Origin of the sequence: Chitinophaga varians, from assembly GCF_012641275.1 — a bacterium.
In the GTDB taxonomy this organism is placed as follows: Bacteria; Bacteroidota; Bacteroidia; order Chitinophagales; family Chitinophagaceae; genus Chitinophaga; species Chitinophaga varians_A.
In genome coordinates, this window is record NZ_JABAIA010000001.1 from 1974242 (window position 1) to 1993178 (window position 18937).

15 protein-coding genes are annotated in these 18937 nt (G+C 51.1%); 3 read left to right on the plus strand and 12 right to left on the minus strand.

Going from position 1 to position 18937, the window contains the following annotated elements; all coding sequences use genetic code 11:
* Window positions 1-3 precede the first annotated feature (3 nt).
* Together HGH92_RS07960 and HGH92_RS07965 are read left to right on the plus strand one after the other, a co-directional pair.
* On the plus strand, window positions 4-3108 hold the full coding sequence (locus HGH92_RS07960; RefSeq protein WP_168870189.1) for a SusC/RagA family TonB-linked outer membrane protein: 3105 nt from the start codon (window positions 4-6) through the stop codon (window positions 3106-3108).
* A gap of 19 nt (window positions 3109-3127) precedes the next feature.
* Window positions 3128-4837: a RagB/SusD family nutrient uptake outer membrane protein gene (locus HGH92_RS07965; RefSeq protein WP_168870190.1), complete on the plus strand. Its 1710-nt coding sequence runs from the start codon at window positions 3128-3130 to the stop codon at window positions 4835-4837.
* 78 nt (window positions 4838-4915) lie between these two features.
* Here HGH92_RS07965 and HGH92_RS07970 read toward each other — a convergent pair whose 3' ends face one another.
* Window positions 4916-5317, minus strand: coding sequence for a DUF1634 domain-containing protein (locus tag HGH92_RS07970; RefSeq protein WP_168870191.1), 402 nt, complete (start codon window positions 5315-5317; stop codon window positions 4916-4918).
* 3 nt (window positions 5318-5320) lie between these two features.
* Window positions 5321-6157 carry a sulfite exporter TauE/SafE family protein gene (locus tag HGH92_RS07975; protein WP_168870192.1) on the minus strand — a complete coding sequence of 279 codons (837 nt, stop codon included), beginning with the start codon at window positions 6155-6157 and terminating at the stop codon, window positions 5321-5323.
* A gap of 141 nt (window positions 6158-6298) precedes the next feature.
* Between HGH92_RS07975 and HGH92_RS07980 the strand changes: the two genes are divergently transcribed.
* A complete protein-coding gene (locus tag HGH92_RS07980; protein WP_168870193.1) occupies window positions 6299-7135 on the plus strand; it encodes a S1 RNA-binding domain-containing protein in 837 nt (278 codons plus the stop codon).
* On the opposite strand, the gene HGH92_RS07985 is transcribed toward HGH92_RS07980, so the two are convergent.
* The 10 genes from HGH92_RS07985 to HGH92_RS08030 form a co-directional block, all read right to left on the minus strand.
* Window positions 7110-8579, minus strand: a complete 1470-nt coding sequence (locus HGH92_RS07985) for a hybrid sensor histidine kinase/response regulator (protein ID WP_168870194.1) — start codon at window positions 8577-8579, stop codon at window positions 7110-7112. The genes HGH92_RS07980 and HGH92_RS07985 overlap by 26 nt on opposite strands.
* A gap of 52 nt (window positions 8580-8631) precedes the next feature.
* Window positions 8632-10053 carry a DHA2 family efflux MFS transporter permease subunit gene (locus HGH92_RS07990; protein ID WP_168870195.1) on the minus strand — a complete coding sequence of 474 codons (1422 nt, stop codon included), beginning with the start codon at window positions 10051-10053 and terminating at the stop codon, window positions 8632-8634.
* Window positions 10050-10400, minus strand: coding sequence for a hypothetical protein (locus tag HGH92_RS07995; RefSeq protein WP_168870196.1), 351 nt, complete (start codon window positions 10398-10400; stop codon window positions 10050-10052). Before HGH92_RS07995 ends, HGH92_RS07990 begins: the two co-directional genes overlap by 4 nt.
* Window positions 10393-11334 (minus strand): DnaJ C-terminal domain-containing protein, encoded by a 942-nt coding sequence (locus HGH92_RS08000; protein ID WP_168870197.1) that lies wholly within the window; start codon window positions 11332-11334, stop codon window positions 10393-10395. The genes HGH92_RS07995 and HGH92_RS08000 overlap by 8 nt, the downstream gene beginning before the upstream one ends.
* Before the next feature lie 314 nt (window positions 11335-11648).
* Window positions 11649-12689, minus strand: a complete 1041-nt coding sequence (gene glsA / locus HGH92_RS08005; RefSeq protein WP_211092560.1) for a glutaminase A — start codon at window positions 12687-12689, stop codon at window positions 11649-11651.
* Window positions 12690-12892: 203 nt separating this feature from the next.
* Window positions 12893-13228: a DUF6686 family protein gene (locus HGH92_RS08010; RefSeq protein ID WP_168870198.1), complete on the minus strand. Its 336-nt coding sequence runs from the start codon at window positions 13226-13228 to the stop codon at window positions 12893-12895.
* 441 nt (window positions 13229-13669) lie between these two features.
* The gene (locus HGH92_RS08015; protein WP_168870199.1) at window positions 13670-14521 is read right to left on the minus strand and encodes a DUF4249 domain-containing protein; all 852 of its coding nucleotides are present in this window, start codon (window positions 14519-14521) and stop codon (window positions 13670-13672) included.
* Between the two features lie 10 nt (window positions 14522-14531).
* A complete protein-coding gene (locus HGH92_RS08020; protein ID WP_168870200.1) occupies window positions 14532-17084 on the minus strand; it encodes a TonB-dependent receptor in 2553 nt (850 codons plus the stop codon).
* 223 nt (window positions 17085-17307) lie between these two features.
* Window positions 17308-18297: a FecR domain-containing protein gene (locus HGH92_RS08025; RefSeq protein WP_168870201.1), complete on the minus strand. Its 990-nt coding sequence runs from the start codon at window positions 18295-18297 to the stop codon at window positions 17308-17310.
* Between the two features lie 100 nt (window positions 18298-18397).
* Complete coding sequence (locus HGH92_RS08030; protein WP_168870202.1) at window positions 18398-18916, minus strand: RNA polymerase sigma-70 factor; 519 nt, start codon at window positions 18914-18916, stop codon at window positions 18398-18400.
* Window positions 18917-18937: the final 21 nt, after the last annotated feature.

Here is an 18937-nt window from a genome sequence, read left to right on the forward strand (position 1 = left end):
GTTATGAAATTCCAGATCTCAGGATGGCAGGCCCATGCCCTGCGCCTGCTTTCACTCATGGCATGCTGGTTATTGTTCATCTGCGTATATTCGTTACCGATATATGCACAGGACAAGACCGTCAGCGTAAAAGGCCGCGTGATATCCCAAACCGGGGAACCGCTGCCCGGAGCCAACATCGTGGTAAAAGGCACTACCCGCGGCGTTACCACCAAAGCAGATGGCACGTTTCTGTTAAATGTGCCTGCAAACGTTTTCATAAAAATTACCTACACCGGATTCATCTCCCGTGAACTGAAAGTGGAAAACACTGACATGAACAACGTCAGCATCTCCCTGGCAGTAGATAAAGGTGAACTCAGCGAAGTAGTGGTGGTAGGTTATGGTACGCAAAAACGTTCCGACGTGACCGGCTCCATCACCTCCATCAACGCACAGTCGCTCCGCGACATACCCGCCGCCAACCTGACCTCCATCCTGAAAGGACAAGGCGCCGGCATCGATATCCAGAAGAGCGGCGGCAACAGCAAACCAGGCGCTAAACCCACCATCCTCATTCGTGGCACCCGCTCGCTCAAAGCAGGTAACTCTCCGCTGTTTGTAGTGGATGGTATCCCGTATAACGGTGATATCAACGACCTGAACCCCGATGACATCACATCGGTGGATGTACTTAAAGATGCTTCCTCTACCGCGATATATGGCTCCCGTGGCGCCAACGGCGTGATACTCGTCACCACCAAACGCGGCCGCAGCGGCAAAGCGGTTGTCACTTACAGCGGCTATGCCGGTTTCGTAAAGCCCTCCGGCAAATACGACCTCATGAACGCCCAACAGTATGCCGATCTGAAAAAATGGGCCTATTGGAACGGCACACAGGACCCTCCGCTGAAATACAGCGGCCCCGATGACCCGCAGATACTCATCGATGGCTTCGACGCAGAGGAAAGAAGACAACTCGCCAAAGGCAACAGCACCGACTGGCAAGACCTCATCTACAAAACAGGCATCATGACCAACCACCAGGTAGGCATCTCCGGTGGCAATGAAAAAACACAGTTCGCCGCCTCTGCCGGCTATTACAAAGAAACAGGCGTATACCCCGGCCAGGCCTTTGAACGCTTCACTGTGAAAGTAAGCGTGGACCATCAGATCAACAGCATCTTTAAAATAGGCGTCAGCTCCCTCAACAACTTCTCCACTACCACCGGCGAAGGCGTCAACCCCATGGGACAGGCACTGAGGGCCAGCCCCATGGCACCGGCATATGACAGCACCGGCGCTGTGATCAATGACTTCCTCTCCGGCAGCCAGAAACAAATCTGGAACCCGCTGGCCGATTTCCTCCCCGGCGCCACCGTGGAAAAAAGAAAACGCAACGGAACCTTTACCACCGCCTATCTGGACGTGAACATCCTGCCCGGACTGAAATACCGCTTCAATGGCGGCGCGGAAATCAAAAGTGATAACTACGGCAATTTCTACGGCAGCAAAACCACCAATAACCTCGGCAGCCTCAATACCAGCGAAAACAAATACGGCTCCGATGTGAACTATACCCTCGAAAACCTGTTGACCTATGATAAACAGTTCGGTAAACATCACGTAAATTTCACCGGCCTGTATAGCTTGCAGGAATCCCGCGGTCAGTCCAACAACTACAATAACAACACCCTGCTGTCTGATGACCTGCAATACTTCAACTCCACCTATGGCCTCAACCTCGCCGGCAGTGGCTCTGAAAGCAAGTGGGACATCGTTTCCTACATGGGACGCCTCAACTACAGTTTCAAAGACCGTTACCTGCTTACCCTTACCGCCCGTAGCGATGGCAGTTCCCGCCTTGCACCCGGCAATAAGTTCAAAGGATTCCCTTCTGCCGCGGCAGGATGGATCATCAGCAACGAAGACTTTATGCGGGAATCGCGCGTGTTCAGCAACCTGAAAGTCCGCGCCAGCTATGGCCGCACAGGCAATACCGCCATCAACCCCTATCAGACGCTGGGCGCATTGAAAGGCATCAACTATAACTACGGTTCTACCAATGTTACCGGTGTGTTTATCAATACCGCCCCCAACGCGGCTTTACAGTGGGAATACACCACCACGGCCAACTTCGCGGTAGATTTCGGCCTGTTCAACAACCGTATCACCGGTAGTGCGGAAATATATTCCGCACAAACCAGCAACCTGCTGCTGCCCCTGCACCTGCCCGGCACTTCCGGCATCCCCGGCGATGTGCTCGTGAACGTCGGTAAAACACAAAACAGGGGCATCGATGTACACGTCGCCACCGTGAACATACAAGGCAAAGGCGCCGGTGACTTCACCTGGACGTCAGACCTCAATTTCTTCATCAACAGAGGTAAAATCACAGAACTATACAACGGCATCCAGCAGGATATTTCCAATGGCTGGTTTGTTGGTCAGCCTATCGGCGCCATCTACGATTACCAGCGCATCGGCATCTGGCAGAATACCAAACCGGATTCACTCCTGGCACTGCGGTACGGTCAGAAAGTAACCGGCAACTCTTCTGTTATCGGCACTATCCGCGTGAAAGATGTCAACAACGACAGTACCTTCAGTGATGCCGACCGCACCATCGTAGGCTCACCGCAGCCCAAATGGGAAGGCGGGATGACCAACCGCTTCAGCTATAAAGGTTTCGATCTGACGGTGGTGATGTATGCCCGCATCGGCAGCACGCTCAACAGCAAGCTGTATGGCGGCGGTTTTGCCAATACCTTCCAGGGCAACTATAACAACCTGAATGTGCCTTACTGGACCCCTTACAACAGCGAAAACTATTTCCCGAAACCCAACCAGTCCAGAACACAAACCCAATACAACTCCACACTGGGATACTTCGACGGCAGCTATCTGAAAATCAGAACGCTGAGCCTGGGCTACAACGTGCCCGGTTCTTTCGTGCAGAAGCTGAAAGCACGGTCCCTGCGGGTATACGTCACCGCACAGGACCCGTTCATCTTCTTCTCCGAATACCGCAACAAGTACCATGGCGTAGATCCGGAATCTGCCGGCAATATCAATGCAGACACGCCGGCCACCTGGTCTATGCTCTTCGGTATAAACCTTACTTTATAAACCTTCAAAATTGTGTGTGATGAAAAAGATATGGTTCGCTGCCGGTATATTCACCGCCGCTTCTCTCCTGGGAAGTTGCAGCAAAATGTTGAACGAAACACCCCGGTCCGTACTCGTACCGGATTTCTATAAAACGTCACAAGGCGTAAACGCCGCACTGGACGCCTCTTACGCAGGCACCCGCACCATCTGGGGCTGCGAAGATTATTTCTCCATGACCACGCCCGGCACCGATGAATTCAAAAGAGGCAATGACGGTAACCAGAACTTCATGACCTACGACCCGGGCCTGTTGCCCAGCGATGGCAAGTTCAAATCACAATGGAACAACATCTATACATACATCAACACCTGCAATGCAGTCATACAGTATGCGCCCGAAGCAACCGGTATTACTGATGATATCCGCAAAAAAGCTATTGCAGAAGCGAAGTTCCTGCGGGCCAACTATTACTTTGTGCTCGTACAGCTTTGGGGAGATGTGACCCTTACCACTTCCTTCATCTCCGGCCCGGTGACTTCAGCCAACAGAGACCCGCTGGCCAAAGTATACGATGCTATTATCACCGATCTGAAAGAAGCCATTCCTGACCTGGCGCCCGGCCCTAAAGGCATCGATGCCGGTCGCGCTAATGCGGCCGCCGCCAAACATGTGCTGGCTAAAGTTTACCTGACACGCGCCGGTAGCAAGGCCGCCAAAGCCACCGACTACCAGGACGCTGCGGCCACTGCTGTTGACCTGCTGACCAACGCGCCGGCATTGGGGCTCAACCTCCTGCCGGATTTCGGCAGTGTGTTCGCAGAAGGCAACGAAACCAACGCAGAAGTACTCTGGACCGTACAACATACCGCCAGCCTGGCTTACAACGGATCTCCCAACCAGGACAGCCGTACGCCGGACAATATGCTGGTACACCTGTTTGTGCCACAATACGAGAAGATAGATGGTATGGCCCGCAATATCAAAGACGGCCGTCCGTACATCCGCACCGTGCCCACCAAATGGCTGACAGACACTGTTTTTGCAGACAGGAAAAATGATACGCGCTTCAACAAAAGTTTCCAGACGGTATGGTTCTGTAACAATGCCAGCAGCATTCCGGTATGGCCTAACCCGCTGCCGGCGGGCGCTCCGGCAGGCGCTGCCCCCGGTAAGCCCAAAATGAAACTGGGAGACACCTGTATCTATATGCCGCAGGGCAAATTCACCGATGCGCAGATAGCCGCCTCGCCTTACACGCTGATACCGTCCAATAAATACTCCATCAAGATGTCGCCGGCTTTATCCAAATATGTGGATACCAAACGCTCCGATATGAACGCGCCCTCCATCCGTCCGCTGATCGCTTACCGCCTCGCGGAAACCTACCTGATAGCCGCTGAAGCGCTGATGCAGAGCGGCCGCACTGCCGAAGCAGTGCCCTATGTGAACGCTGTCAGGGAAAGAGCTGCATATCCTACCGGTGATAAAACGAAAATGGATATCACCGCAGCAGACCTGAACATCGATTTTATCCTCGATGAACGTTCCCGCGAACTGGCCGGCGAAAACGTGCGCTGGCTGGACCTCGTAAGGACAGGTACCCTGCAGACCCGGCTGCTGAAACACTGCGACGATAACGCCAGAATCAATTTCAAGTCCCCTAAACACTGGCTGCGCCCTATTCCGCAGGACCAGATAGATGCCACTACCACCGGCACGCCTTATCCGCAAAATACCGGCTGGTAACCAGGATCAAAGTTGTATTCACAAAAAAAGGGTTAGTGCTGCGCACTAACCCTTTCCATTATACGAAAATATTTTTTTTCACAATCGCTCCAATCCCCCTACCATACTGAAGGTGATCACACCCAATACAATCAGGGTAATGACCACATAGAGATAATCCTTCTCCAGTAAAAAAGCAAAAACGGAAAGTGCAATGCGGACAATAGGCGTGGCAATCAACAGTACAATGCCCAGCTGGATCACATTCATGCCTTTTCCCTGCATAATGCCCTGCAATATGCCCGGCAGATTGTCCAGCCCCTGCCGCACGCCGGCAAAAGTGCCATAGTCGGGCGCTTCATGTCCATGACGGTACAGATATACCATTCCTCCGAGAAACACGATGATGCTGGACGTAATAACGCCCACCCGGAGCTGCTTACCGATCAGTTGCTGCACGTCCTTATCGGCCCAGAAATGTTTTGAGAATAAACGCTTCATCTGCTACAGTTTTCCGTTGATACCATTGTAAATCATCTGAAGCGCCAAAAAGGTGATCACTACGCCAAAGACTATACGTAACCATTTGGTGTTGACTTTTACCAGCAACCGTGAGCCGCCGAAGGCACCCAGCAGTACGCCCAGTACGACCGGCATACACAAGCCGGGACTGACATAACCGCGTTGCAGGTATACCACCGCACTGGCAGCCGCTGTTACCCCGATCATGAAGTTAGAGGTAGTGGTAGACACCTTAAACGGGATACGCATGATGTTGTCCATCGCCAGCACTTTCAGTGCGCCGGAGCCGATACCCAGCAATCCTGACATCACGCCGGCAAACGTCATCATAAAATAGCCGCCCGGAACATGGCGCACTTTGTAGGAAACCATCTCGCCGCCGGAAGGGTAGGTCCCGTTCAGTTTCAGGTCACGCGCCAGTTTACTCACATCTTCATCCGAAACAGCTTCCGGTTTTTTACGGAAAGACATCAATGCTGAAAAGATCAGCACGCAGCCAAAGATAACGGCCACCACATTGGTAGGGATAAATACCGCTATCAGCGCGCCCACCACAGCGCCTGTGGTAGTGGCTATTTCCAGGAACATGCCCAGCCGGATGTTGGTAATCCCTTCTTTTACATAAGCAGAAGCAGAACCGGAAGAGGTGGCAATAGACGCGATCAGGGCAGTGCCAATCGCATAGCGGATGTCAACGTGGAAACCAAGCGTCAGCAGCGGAATAATGACCACACCGCCCCCCAGCCCGGTAAGTGACCCCAATAGCCCCGCCAGAAAGGCCCCGGCGAGCAGGATCAATGTAAATAATAAAATCGTCATAAGATGGTTGGTTGGTTTAGATCGACAATTACAGGCAATAAAAACAGCCTTTCACGGCCAATGATACAAAAGTAAGCAGAATATGATTCCCACAATCCGTAATCTATAAGTAACTTGCAGCCACATACTTAATTTCTCAATATGATAAAGGTGGGTGAGTATAACCTGTTAAGGGTTAAAAAAGAAGCTGATTTCGGCGTATATCTGGAAGGTGTGGACCAGGAAATACTGCTGCCATCACGGTTTGTGCCTAAAGGCACCAAAATAGGCGATGAACTGGAAGTATTCCTGTACCACGATTCGGAAAACAGGCTGATCGCCACTACGCAGAAACCCTACGGCATCGCCGGGGATATCGTGAACCTGAAAGCGGTCAGCGTTACCAAACAGGGCGCTTTCCTGGATTGGGGCCTCATGAAAGACCTGTTCGTGCCACAGTCCCAGCAACTGACCCGCATGGTGCCCGGACAGGAATACCTCGTGAGAATATATATCGATGAACTGACCGGCCGCCTTGCCGCGACTGAAAAAATAGACCGTTTCCTCAGCAATGAAAACCTGACAGTAAAGGAGATGGACCCCGTCGACCTGGTGGTGTACCGCCGTACTGATATCGGTTATGTAGTGATCATCAACAACCGGCACACCGGTATCCTGCACCACAACGAACTGTTCCGCAGCGTGGAAGTGGGAGACAAGCTCAAAGGCTTTATCCGCGGCATCCGGGAAGACAAAATCGATGTGGTGCTTGGCCAGGCCGGTTACAAACGCGTGGAAGATGAAGGGGAAAAGATACTCCGCCTGCTACAGGAAAACAACGGTTATCTGCCCTATCATGATAAATCCACCCCTGAAGAAATACAGGAGTTCTTCGGCATGAGCAAAAAAACGTTTAAGATGACGATCGGAAATCTCTATAAACAACGAAAAATCATCTTCACGCAAACAGGTATCAAAGAAGCTGATCCTGATCAATAGCAGCTTTCACGACCGGGAAACTGATCAGAAACTGCGTGCCTTCACCCGGACGGCTGTCCACATGTATCGTTCCTTTATGATTAAGAATGATATTCTGGGTAGCCGTCAGCCCAAGGCCGGTACCTTTGGTTTTACTGGTGAAAAACGGCTCAAACATCTTCGCCAGATTTTCCGGCGGGATGCCACTACCGGTATCGCTTATACGAACAAACACCCGGTCAGATTCATGCCACGTTTCCACTTCGAGTATGCCATCTCCCGCTTTCATCGCTTCCACACCATTGATGATGATGTTCAGCAGCGCAATAATCAGCTTATCTTCATCAGCCATTACTTGCCGATCGGGCTCGCGTAATTTCCTGACAATCTTGATATCATTGAGCTGCAGGCGGTCTGCCGCCAGGTGTATGGTTTTCTCCAGCAACACATTAAGGCCTTGTGGCAACATATTCAGTTCCGACATACGGGTAGATTCCAGCAGCTCTGTCACCAGCTGGTTAATACGGTGACAGTTGCGTTCCATAATATCGAGATACAACAGGGAATCAGCTGTTTCAGGCAGCTCAGACGTTTTTAATTCAGATACGGCCAGCAGAATATTAGTCAGCGGATTACGCACCTCGTGGGCAATCAGGCGGGCTATCCTCCCCGTGATCGCAAACTTCTCCTGTTGCTGCTTTTCCTGTTCTTTTCTTTTACGTTCCGTGATATCCTGGATAATACAGAGATACAATTGTTTTTTTTCATCAAGCAGTGATGCATTCACTACTACATCGAGCTGCTGCCCCTGATGCGTGCGGAACACAAACTCCTGCCGCACCACGCCGTCTTCACTGCACAACTGGTCTACAAACGCCTTGATCTGGCTTTCATTGGCAAACAGCGCGCCCAGGTAACTGTTGTACAATGAGATCTCTTCATAACGCAACAACCGGATGGCGGCCGGATTAGCGGCTACAATACGATGCTCGCAATCGGCCAGCAGAATGGCGTCGTTGGATTTTTCAAAAATACTGAAGTAGCGTTTTTCGCTTTTTTCGATCGCTTTAAGGTGGGTGAATTTATCCAGTGTGTAACGGATAGCGCGTTCCAGTCCCACAGCGGTGATCTCGCTTTTCACGAGATAGTCCGCGGCGCCGGCCTGCATAGCTTCCTTATCGATATGGTAATCTCCTTTACCGGTAAAAAGAATAACCGGGGCTTTATAACCCAGGTTGCGGAAATGATGCAACACATCAATGCCCGTATGCGCCCCCAAACGATAGTCCACCAGATATAAATCGTGCGACCGGGTTTCGATAATACCCAGCGCTTCGCTGTAGGAAGACACCCACTGCAAAACATATTCGTCGGGCGAAATGTCCTGTAGCAATGCGTTTACCAGGAAAAAATCATCCTCGTCATCATCGATCATTAAAATGTGTTTCTTGCTGTTTATAGCCATAGGTAATGGTATGGTTCCATTTTATTCCTTCATAAATATGTGCCAATATACATCAGGTATCGATATGTGCATCAACATCTTTCAGTACTACGTTTCTGCGGGGCAGAAACCAGGCAGGTACAAGGGTCACCAGCAGGATGATCAGGGAGATGTTAAACCCTTCGCGCAATGCCAGATGATGCGCCCGCATGGAGGTGGCGCCGGCCAGCACATGGTTATTGTAAGTTGTCTGGGTAATAATAGCAAGCACAGCAATACCTATGGCACCGCCCACCTGTTGCATCAGTGTGCTCACAGAAGATGCCATCGTGACTTCAGCAGGCCTCACCGAACTGAGGGTGGCAGCATTCAGCGGGGCCAGCAGCAGGCCCATGCCAAGGCCCCTCACCGTCATGGCTGTAATAACGGACCAGATATCGCTGCCACGGTCCAGTATAGAGAACAGGTACATGGAAACAGCCAGCAGCATTATACCCAACATGGATATTTCACGGGAGCCGTGTTTATCGGACCATTTACCGGCAAATGGCATCAGGGCGGCCATAAAGGCCGAGTTAGGCAATATCAGCAGCCCTGATACGCCTTCTGAAAAACCCATCTGCTCCTGCAACAGAAAAGGCATGAGAAACAAACCGCCAAACAAGGCAGCAGCACGCGAAATAGTGACCAGTATACAACTGACAAATGAATAGTTGCTGAACAGTTGCAGATCAATGATCGGCGCCTTCTGCCGGCGGTCCAGCAAAACAAAACATATCAATGCCACCAGCGCCACGCCCAGCGTAATAAGGATTTCGGGAGAACTGATGCCCAGCACCTCGGCACGGGCCACGCCATATTGCAGGCACACCAGGAAAACAGTCAGCAAAGTAAAACCCATCAGATCGAAAGGGAGTTTTAATTTGGGCTGGCTGCGCAGTACGTCCAGGTATTTGAAAGACAGTATCACGGTGATAACACCTATGGGCAGGTTGATGTAGAAGATGGAAGGCCATCCGAACTGTTCTGTCAGGATACCACCCAGCGTAGGTCCGATAGCCGGCCCCACCAGGTTGCCCAGGCCCCACCAGCCTAAAACAGCGCCCCGCACCCTCGCCGGAAACACATAGGAGATGATGGCCATGGAAGTGGGCGCCATGGCGCCGCCGCCTAAAGCCTGTACCACACGGCCTACCAGTAATGATGGCAACGTGGTGGACAAAGCACATAACAACGAACCCAAAGTAAAGAGGGAAATAGCGCCGATATAAAGATTGAAAAAACCGATTCTGTTCTTTAACCAGTTGGTGAGCGGCATAAGCACAGAAAAACTCAGCATGTAGACGGTGATCACCCATTCAATTTCGCTCAGCGTACAATTGAATTGTTTACTCATAACGGGCAGGGATATATTGACAATGCTCGAATCTATCCCCGCCATGGTGGTACCCATGATGATCACTATCAGAATACCGGTCCTGTTGACATCTCTCATACGCGGTCTTTCATCATAAAGATAAGCTGGGCTTTGGCCACCAGCGGGTTGAGCGGGTTGCAGTTGATCATCAGCAGATAGGTGGCCAGCTCTGACAGTTGCCAGTCTGTTTCCATTTCACCACCGTCCTTAAAGCAAAATATTTTGTGAAAGTTATAGTTGACAGGTATCTGCAAAGAGGCACAGGCATGCATGGCCCTGTCAAGCGGTTCCTGTATCATAGCAGGGTCTTTATATCCCAGCTCCTGCATGATCTCGCTGGCGGTATACAGCAGGGGCGGGTTTCTCAGTTGTGAAATTCTCTCAGTGGCAATCACTTCTTCCAGGTAATCAAAAAGTTTAAGCATGACCATTCTCATTTAGTTGTGAAAGTTGCTGAAACAGTTCTTTTTCCTTGTCGGAAAGGTTTTTCGGAATATGCACGACCGCTTTAATGTACAGATCGCCGGCGGTGCCTTTATGGTCATATGCCGGCATGCCTTTGCCTTTTAACCGGAATATCCTGCCGCTATCTGTGCCGGCGGGGATATTCATGCTCAGGGTAGTGGCGGGGGTAGGCACGGTCAGTTTACCACCCAGGATGGCCGTATACAGGGGTAACGGCACTTCGGTATGAATATCCTGTCCTTTGAGTTCGTATTGTGGATGAGCGCTCAGCTGGATAGTGATCAGCAGGTCTCCCGGCTGGCCACCCTGCCGTCCCGGTGAGCCCTTTCCCTTAAGACGGATCACCTGTCCTTCCTGCAGCCCCGGCTTCAACTTGATATTTAGCCGGCTGCCATTCACCTCCACCTGCCGGGTGGCGCCATTATAGGCATCTTCCAGCGACACCTCCATGGTGGCCTGTACATCACGGCCACGGCCCGGACCTTGTTGCTGCCGCCGGCCGCCTCCAGAAAACCGGCTGCCAAACAGCTGTTCAAAAAAATCGGAAAAACCACCCTCTCCGCCAAACATGTCTTCCATATTGCCGGAATAGGTGTAACCGCCTTGTCTGCCGCCGCCGCCATACTGCGACCAATCAAAATCCTCCGGCCGGCCGCCGTGTTGCTCGTAATACTTGTAGTTTTCCCCGAACTGATCGTATTTTTTGCGTTTCTCCTCGTCACTTAAGACTTCATACGCTTCGTTTATCTCCTTGAATTTATCTTCAGCGGCCTTATCTCCCTGGTTCTTGTCAGGATGATATTTTACCGCCAGTTTCCGGTATGCCTTTTTGATCTGTTCCGCCGTTGCTGTCTTCTCTACACCAAGTATCTTGTAGTAATCTTTTACATCCATAAGTATACAACATGTGATGATTGAAACTTGTTCAGGAGTTTAAAATGGTCACAAGAAATATACCGGAAAAAAGTGGCATTTTATAGGGAAAAAGCGATTCTTTACGCCGGTCGCACTCCACGCTGTGGCTGCCGGCATAGCTGCCACGGGAACGGCAATACGACGTTTGCTGCTCAGGCGTCCCAGGGCTGAAGCCCTGGGCTACGATTAGGGATCAGATCGCGATACGGTATACGTCCATATTGCAGGAACAGCAATATCACGGCACATAATTCACGGTTCATATAAACAGCAACTCAACGTAGCCCAGGGCTTTAGCCCTGGGAGAACAAATTCAGTTTAAGTTCATCAATAATATATTGCAGCGCCTTCTGCGCTTTCACGCTATTCCCCGATTTGTCCAGCGGCGGCGCAAATACCGCAATGGCCATCTTACCCGGCGCTACGGCGATAATACCGCCGCCCACGCCGCTTTTGGCAGGCAGACCTGTATGATACACCCATGAACCGGTATTGTCATAAAGGCCTTCTGTGATCATCGTGGCCAATATCCGCGGGCACAAAACCGCGTCGATCACTTTCTCACGGCTGACCGGGTTAACGCCGTTATTGGCCAGGGTGCCGGCCATAATGGCCAGGTCACGGGTACTGGAGCCATAAGAACATGCACGGGTGTATAAGTCCACCGATTCACTGACATCGCCATAAAAGCGGCCATAGGAATACAGCAGCCAGGCAATAGCCCTGTTATGAAGGTTGGTAGCGGTTTCAGAGGCATATAACTGTTGGATGACCGACAACCGCCGGGAGGCAAACTTTGCCATCATATCGTCTATCATGGCCCATTTGGCGGCACTGTTCGGCGCCCGGATAAAGCTGTTGGTGGCCATCGCGCCGGCATTCACGAGCGGATTCACTGCCCGATGCGGGTCCAGCTCTACGGCCATCACCGAGTTAAAAGGCATACCAGTGGCGTTGACCCCGATGCTGTCTTCCACGGCTTTGGCGCCCCGCTGCTGCATGGCCAGCGCCAGCACAAACACTTTGGAAATAGATTCTATCCCGAACTCATATTTGGTATCGCCCAACTCCAGCACTTTCCCGTCGGCCGTACAAATGGCAATCCCAAACAGCTCTGGATCTATATTCGCCAGATAGGGAATGTAGCTGGCATTGGCGCCGCCACTGCTGCTCTTAAACTGGTTATAAGCCTGCTGCATCACTTCGCGGATACGCTTTTCCGTAGGCGAAGTTTTTTTCTGCGCACCGCTGTGGCCCCAATAAAACATTAGGCCCGCCAGCAAAAACAGTGATCTTTTTGTGATGGAATATTTCAGGATTTCTTGTAAAGGCATGATAAAGGATTTTGGTTTGGCAGTACCTATATCAGCCCGGACAGCTGATCTGCGCAGCTATCAGAACACCCTGAAGCGAATAAAGTTCAAACAGGACGGTTATTTCTGGGAGATAACCAACAAGAATTTGGGGAGATGATATCACGCTGCATCATCCACCGGCCCATTTTCAAATAAAACGAACCTCAACGTCACCCAGGGCTTCAGCCCTGGGACTGGGAAGCGCCATCCAAAATAGCATACGCCTCTAATAACGCCTGCACTTCCATGACCATGCGGGCCAGCGCATTTACTTCTGCGGGCGTTAACAACATCATCACATGGTCTGCGGGCAAAGGCAGACAAACACTTTTCTCATGTTCCTGATAAAGCGGGTCAATATTATCTGAAAGGCGGACCACCATATCAGCGAAACAAAAAAACTCTTCCGGGGCCAGGTTAACAACGCTGGTGCCAAAGGCCATCTGAATACCTTTGCAATGGGGGCAACGGATCACATATCCATGGCTGCTATGATATAAAGTCTGATAATTACACATAAGCTATTTTGCGGTTAGTGCCTCCAGCGGCCGGAGAACCGGCCGCTGGAGGGACTTATTCATCACTCTTTACTGAAATGAGGTTACAAACAACAGACACCTTTCTTTATAATGTATATAGCAAATACGCCGAAGCATTTTAGTAAATCAAAAATACACCGGAGCATACAACTGATATTGACGGATCAGGAAAACGATTTACGCAAAAAGGAAAGTTTCCTTAACATTCTTTTAGCATCTACACAAAAAAGCGCCCGCTGTAAACACAGCGGGCGCAGGGGTTTCATAGGGTGCAACAATATCAGTTATTGATGAGCAAACCTACATCATAAAAAAACAATGCCTTTATCGGATCAGGAAAAATTATAATGATCTGAAAAAAATAGTTCGCAGTGCAACCTATTATCACTTTACGGTGCAGCATATTATCAGTGATACATCTTATTCCGTACTGAACACCAGTCTTTGGGAATTAATACCGGCAACGATGCCATAACCGTTATGTACATTGGTGTATACCGCGAAAGGTTCTGTAATCAGTACGCCGCCGTTCCGGGTCTGCATATCTAGTGTCCTGAAATATTTAAAACCGCTACAGGTAAGCGAGCTGACTTCTACCATCAGGCGAGTGGCGTTAATGGGTTGTTCTGTTTCCAGCACGAAGTTGACCGTCTTGCCGTCAAAGCGTGTATCATCCATGACCAGGCTGGAATAGTGCGTATTGGCGATCACGTCAATCAGGTTATTGTTAAAGGCAGGGTCCAGGCGGAAATTGCGTGTAGTGTCCGGCAGATTGTCCGTACCATACGTAAATACGCGCAGCCGGTAATAGTCTGCGGCGCCAGGCCGGTCCTTTAGCGTGAAGACGATCCGCGTGCTGCCGCGCCGCGCCGTACCGTCAGACACCACCGGGGCGGGAGGAACGGTGTCCTGCGCAGTGACAGGTGTCAGTCCCGCAGCGGATACGTTTATCGTATAGTTGTTACCGTTAGCTATCTTTTCTTTGGACACAAAATAAGTACGTCCTTTAATGCTTTGTTGCTGCAGTGCGCTCATAGCAATGCCGTTCTGCAGCAGGGTGACCTGTGCGTTGCCAATTTCTGTAAAACCGCTTTCATCATACACATTGGCCGGCACGCTGCGGGTAATACGGACATAAGCCACGCTGTCCGGCTGCAGCAGACTGTTAATCACAATCTTGTCACCTTCATATTTCAGCTGGATATTCACCCGCTCTTCACAGGCGCTCAGCAATGTCACGAACAGTACACCATATACGAAAAAAGATCTCATGCCTTGGGTTTTAAAATTTGATCGAATAGGTAATGCTGGGCAGGATAGGCATCACCGTTACCTTCGACAGGTAACGCTGTTTTTCTTCTTCGTCCCGTTTCATGTAATACAGGAACGGGTTCTTCTGATTATATACATTATATACGCTGAGGTTCCAGCTTTTACGCCAGCGTTTTTTCTGCTTGGTATAAGTGATCCCTACATCTAACCGGTGTACATCGGCAGCACGGTAATTATAGCGGCCGTCGTACCGGTCGATCCCGATGTCCACACCGCTGCCGGGGTCCCAGGGGGACGCTGTGCCTACTCCATGGTAGCTGGCCACCGGCAGTGTAAGCGGCGCACCGGTGGTATAGTGCCACGATGCCGATGCTTCCCAGTGTTTGCCGATTTGTTGCGTCAGGACTATTTCCACATCATGCCGGTGATCGTATTTATAAGGGAAAATGCGGCCCTTGTTGATATCGGGGAACTGCCGTGTGCTCCACGCCAGGGTGTAGCCCACCCAGCCGGTGGTGGAACCCTTTTGTTTTTTTATCATCGCCTCTCCGCCGTAGCTCCAGCCTTTCCCTATTACCACGTTCTCATCCCACCGTTCCAGGGGTTGAGCAATCGCAGTACTGTTGTCTGAATATTCGATCATGTTGTACATGGTCTTGTAATATCCCTCCAGGGTGAATTCAAAGGCGTTGTTCATACTGGTTTTTGCGATGCCTGCCGCCACCTGCCGCGAAAGCATAGGCGCCACCCGTTGTGTGGAGGGTACCCAGATATCCGTTGGCAGCGAAGTTCCTGTACTGGACAACAAATGGATATACTGGTTCATATGGGTATAGGAGGCCTTTACCGCCCAGTTACGCGGTAACATATACCGCAGCCCCAGTCTTGGCTGTAGGGACTGATAAAAGCGGCCTTCCACCACAAACCCCGACGCATGTACCCCCAGGTTGGCATACAGGTTCTCGCCCAGCCGCCAGTCGTCTTCCAGGTATAACAACATTTCAGTGCCGCGTATATTCAACCAGTTTTTAGCGGTATCCAATGGTGTTACGGCAGTGGCGCCTTTATCGGAAAGATTCATCAGGCCTGGCCGGAAATAATGCGCGATGAGAGCGCCACCGAAGCGGATAGCGTGACTGGGTCTCGGGCGGAAATCAAAATCAGCTTTCAGCCCGATATTCTCCATCCGCGAAAAATATTTTCCGTACAGGTCAGAAGCCTGTCCGGTGGCCGGCATCTGATATTTAAACTGATACTCCGTCCGGAAGGCATATTGGGAGTAATTGAGGCTGACGTTGGAAAAAAGGCGGGTATTGTAAATATGGTTCCAGCGCAGCCCTCCGATGGTATTGCCCCATCCCAGCTGGAAACGGCTGCTCTCCGCCATCCGGCCGGCGGCATCCGGCACAATGCTGTCCGGCACCGATTTGATCAACAGGTTATCTTCTCCCTTATACAGGCTTAGGTAGATCCTGTCTTTCGGGGAAAAAATATGATTGATTTTAGCATTCACGTCATAGAAATATGCGTAGAAAGCACCCCCGCTGCCGAGTTCTCCATCAGTCCTGAGCGTAGCATTGTATAACAGGTCGGGGTAAGAGCGACGGGCAGAAACAATAAACGAAGTTTTGTCTTTGACGATAGGCCCTTCCACATTAAACTTGGCGGAGATCATTCCGATCGCTACATCTCCATGGTAATGGCGCATATCCCCGTCTTTCAGGGAGATATCCACCACAGACGACAGCCGTCCGCCGAAACGCGCAGGGAAAGCGCCTTTATAAAGGTCCGCCGACTTCACCACTTCCGCATTGAGCAGGGAATATACCCCGAAGAAATGCGAGAAGTTGAATACGGGCGTACCGTCCATCAGGATGAGGTTCTGGTCGGGGCTGCCGCCTCTTACATGCAGGCCGCCGGCGCCGTCCATACCACCGCCCACGCCGGGCATGGATTGCAGGGTGCGCATCACGTCTGCTTCTCCGAGTAATTTGGGCATGGACTGTACCGCGGCCAGTGGCAGGTGTACCTTGCTCATCTGGGTCTGGTCCTGTATTTTGGTCTTATCCGTTCCGCTGACCACCACTTCCTGTAAACTGGCCAATGGCTGCAGCGGTACCAGCAATATCCTGTTGGCCTGCCCGTCAACCGGCAGCAGGGCCGGCTCATAACCTACGTAAGAAACAATCAGGCTGTTGGTGTCCTTGACGGTCGTCAGGCTGAAAAAACCATATTGATTGGTAGTGGTGCCCTGTTTGAGCGTGGGGGCATAGATGGTGGCGCCGGGGAGTTTTTCACCGCTGACGGCGTCTTGCACATATCCGCTGATGGTGCGGGTGGTACGTTTCACCTGTTGCAGCACCAGCTGGTCGCCAACGCGGGTAAAACGGATATCATCAGGCGCAAAAAGATCCTCCAGCAGGCTTTTAAGCCGCTGTTGATATGCTGTGACCGTAACTTTACGGGACAAGTCTACAAGTTCCCTGCTATATGAAAAATGGATGCCATATCCTTTCTCCAGTATCTCACAGACCACCCTCAGCGGCTGGTCCTTTACTACCACTGTGACTCTTGTTTGCCAATCCCACCCTGAAACTTTTAACGGAAAACATAAAAACAAACAAATGATTCCCGTCAGCAGTTTGCCGGCTAACGACATAATTTTAATGAATGACTTTGTTATCGGGATATTGGAGCACACCGCTAACAATGCTGAATAGCGAACCCACAGGGAGGTCTGCTACAGAAAGTCTCCCGGCAAGTTCGCTAAAAACCATAGGTGGTGCCTACTTCAATTTATAATGTCTGTCACCTGTTTTCTCCCACGATGCATTGAGCGTCATGGCCAATGCGTTCATCACATCTTCGATACTTTCGCCATTAAAGTTGGTGCTGACGGTCAGTTTCAACAGGGAAGTATTTTCCAGTTCCACTTTTACGTCATACACTTCTGTGATGGTTTGCAGTACTTCCTCCAGCGGGGTATCATGAAAAGCAAGCGATTTTTTCTTTATATCAATGACATGTGTGGCGATGCGGAAAGCCGGACGGAGGCTGTCATTCCGCAGCAGCATGCCTTGTGTAAGCACTACGCTGTCTGCGTTGTCATGATCAATCACCATTACTTTACCGCTGGCTACATGTACAGAAACTGCTTGTTGACCGGGCACATAATGTATGGTAAAGCGGGTACCCAGTACCTTTACCTCTGTATGTCCCAGCATTACCACAAACGGCTGTCCTGCATTACCGGCCACATCGAAGGTGGCCACGCCCTGCAGGCTGACGGTCCGGTTGCTGTTGTTATAATCTTTCGCCAGTTCCAGCCTGGAATCCTCCATCAGCTGAACGCTGCTGCCATCGGGCAGCTGGGCGGTGGCAGGCCCTGCGTACACAGCGGCCGGCTTTTTGGTGGTCAGAAACCACCATCCGGCGCCCAGGGCTATTAATAATACCGCCGCCACTTTCAGCAGGGTATAAATATAACCGGATTTACGCACCGGCTTAACCGGCTCCTTCGCGGACGGCGCCGCTGCCGGCGTCACATTCATTTTCGCATACAACTGCTGCCAGGAGCGGTCTGTCTCCACCGGCACCGCTACCGCCTGATCGGCGGCCGTCTGCAACACTTTGCCCAGCGACGCCAATAGCCTGGCGTTACCGGTATCTTCCTGCAACCAGGCCTCTACCCAGGCACGCTCCTCCGTATCCGCTTCATTCAGCAGATACTTGCAGAGCAAGGTATACAGTGCCTCGTCAAAATAGGTTGATGTCATGCGCAGTTGTACGTTTTTTTATCATGTCCCGCTATCGCGGATGTCCATAAAAGTAGACGCATGGAAAATTATGTTTCCCCTATGCGTCCCCCTATAATTTTTAAAATAAAAATCCAGTTAACAAAGGCAGGTATTCCTTCAGCTCCTGGTGCAGGATACGAAGGGCCTTACCCATATGGTTCTCGACTGTCTTTACTGAAATATCAAGCGTCGCCGCAATTTCGGCATATTTCATCTGTTGCTGGCGGCTCAGAACAAATACTTCCCTGCACCTGTCCGGCAGCCTGTCCAACGCCTGCTGGTACAGCCGCTCCAGCTCACGGGCCTGGTCAGTGGCCTCGGTGGCGGAGTCCCGTATCGTGCTGTAATGCGTTTCCCGGTCCACCCTCACAGTTTCCTTGCGCCACTGGCTGATCGCCGTATTCCGGATGGCGGAAAACAAGTACGCTTTCACCGGTCCGGTAATAGTGATACTATCCCGCTTTTCCCAGAGCCTTAAAAACACTTGCTGTACGACTTCCTCCGCCGCATGGGAATCTCCCATGTAGTGTGTGGCAAAGGCGACGCATTGCGCATGATTTTCCCGGAACAATGATTCGAATGACTGGAGTTCCAACATGATGAGGCACAAATATAAACA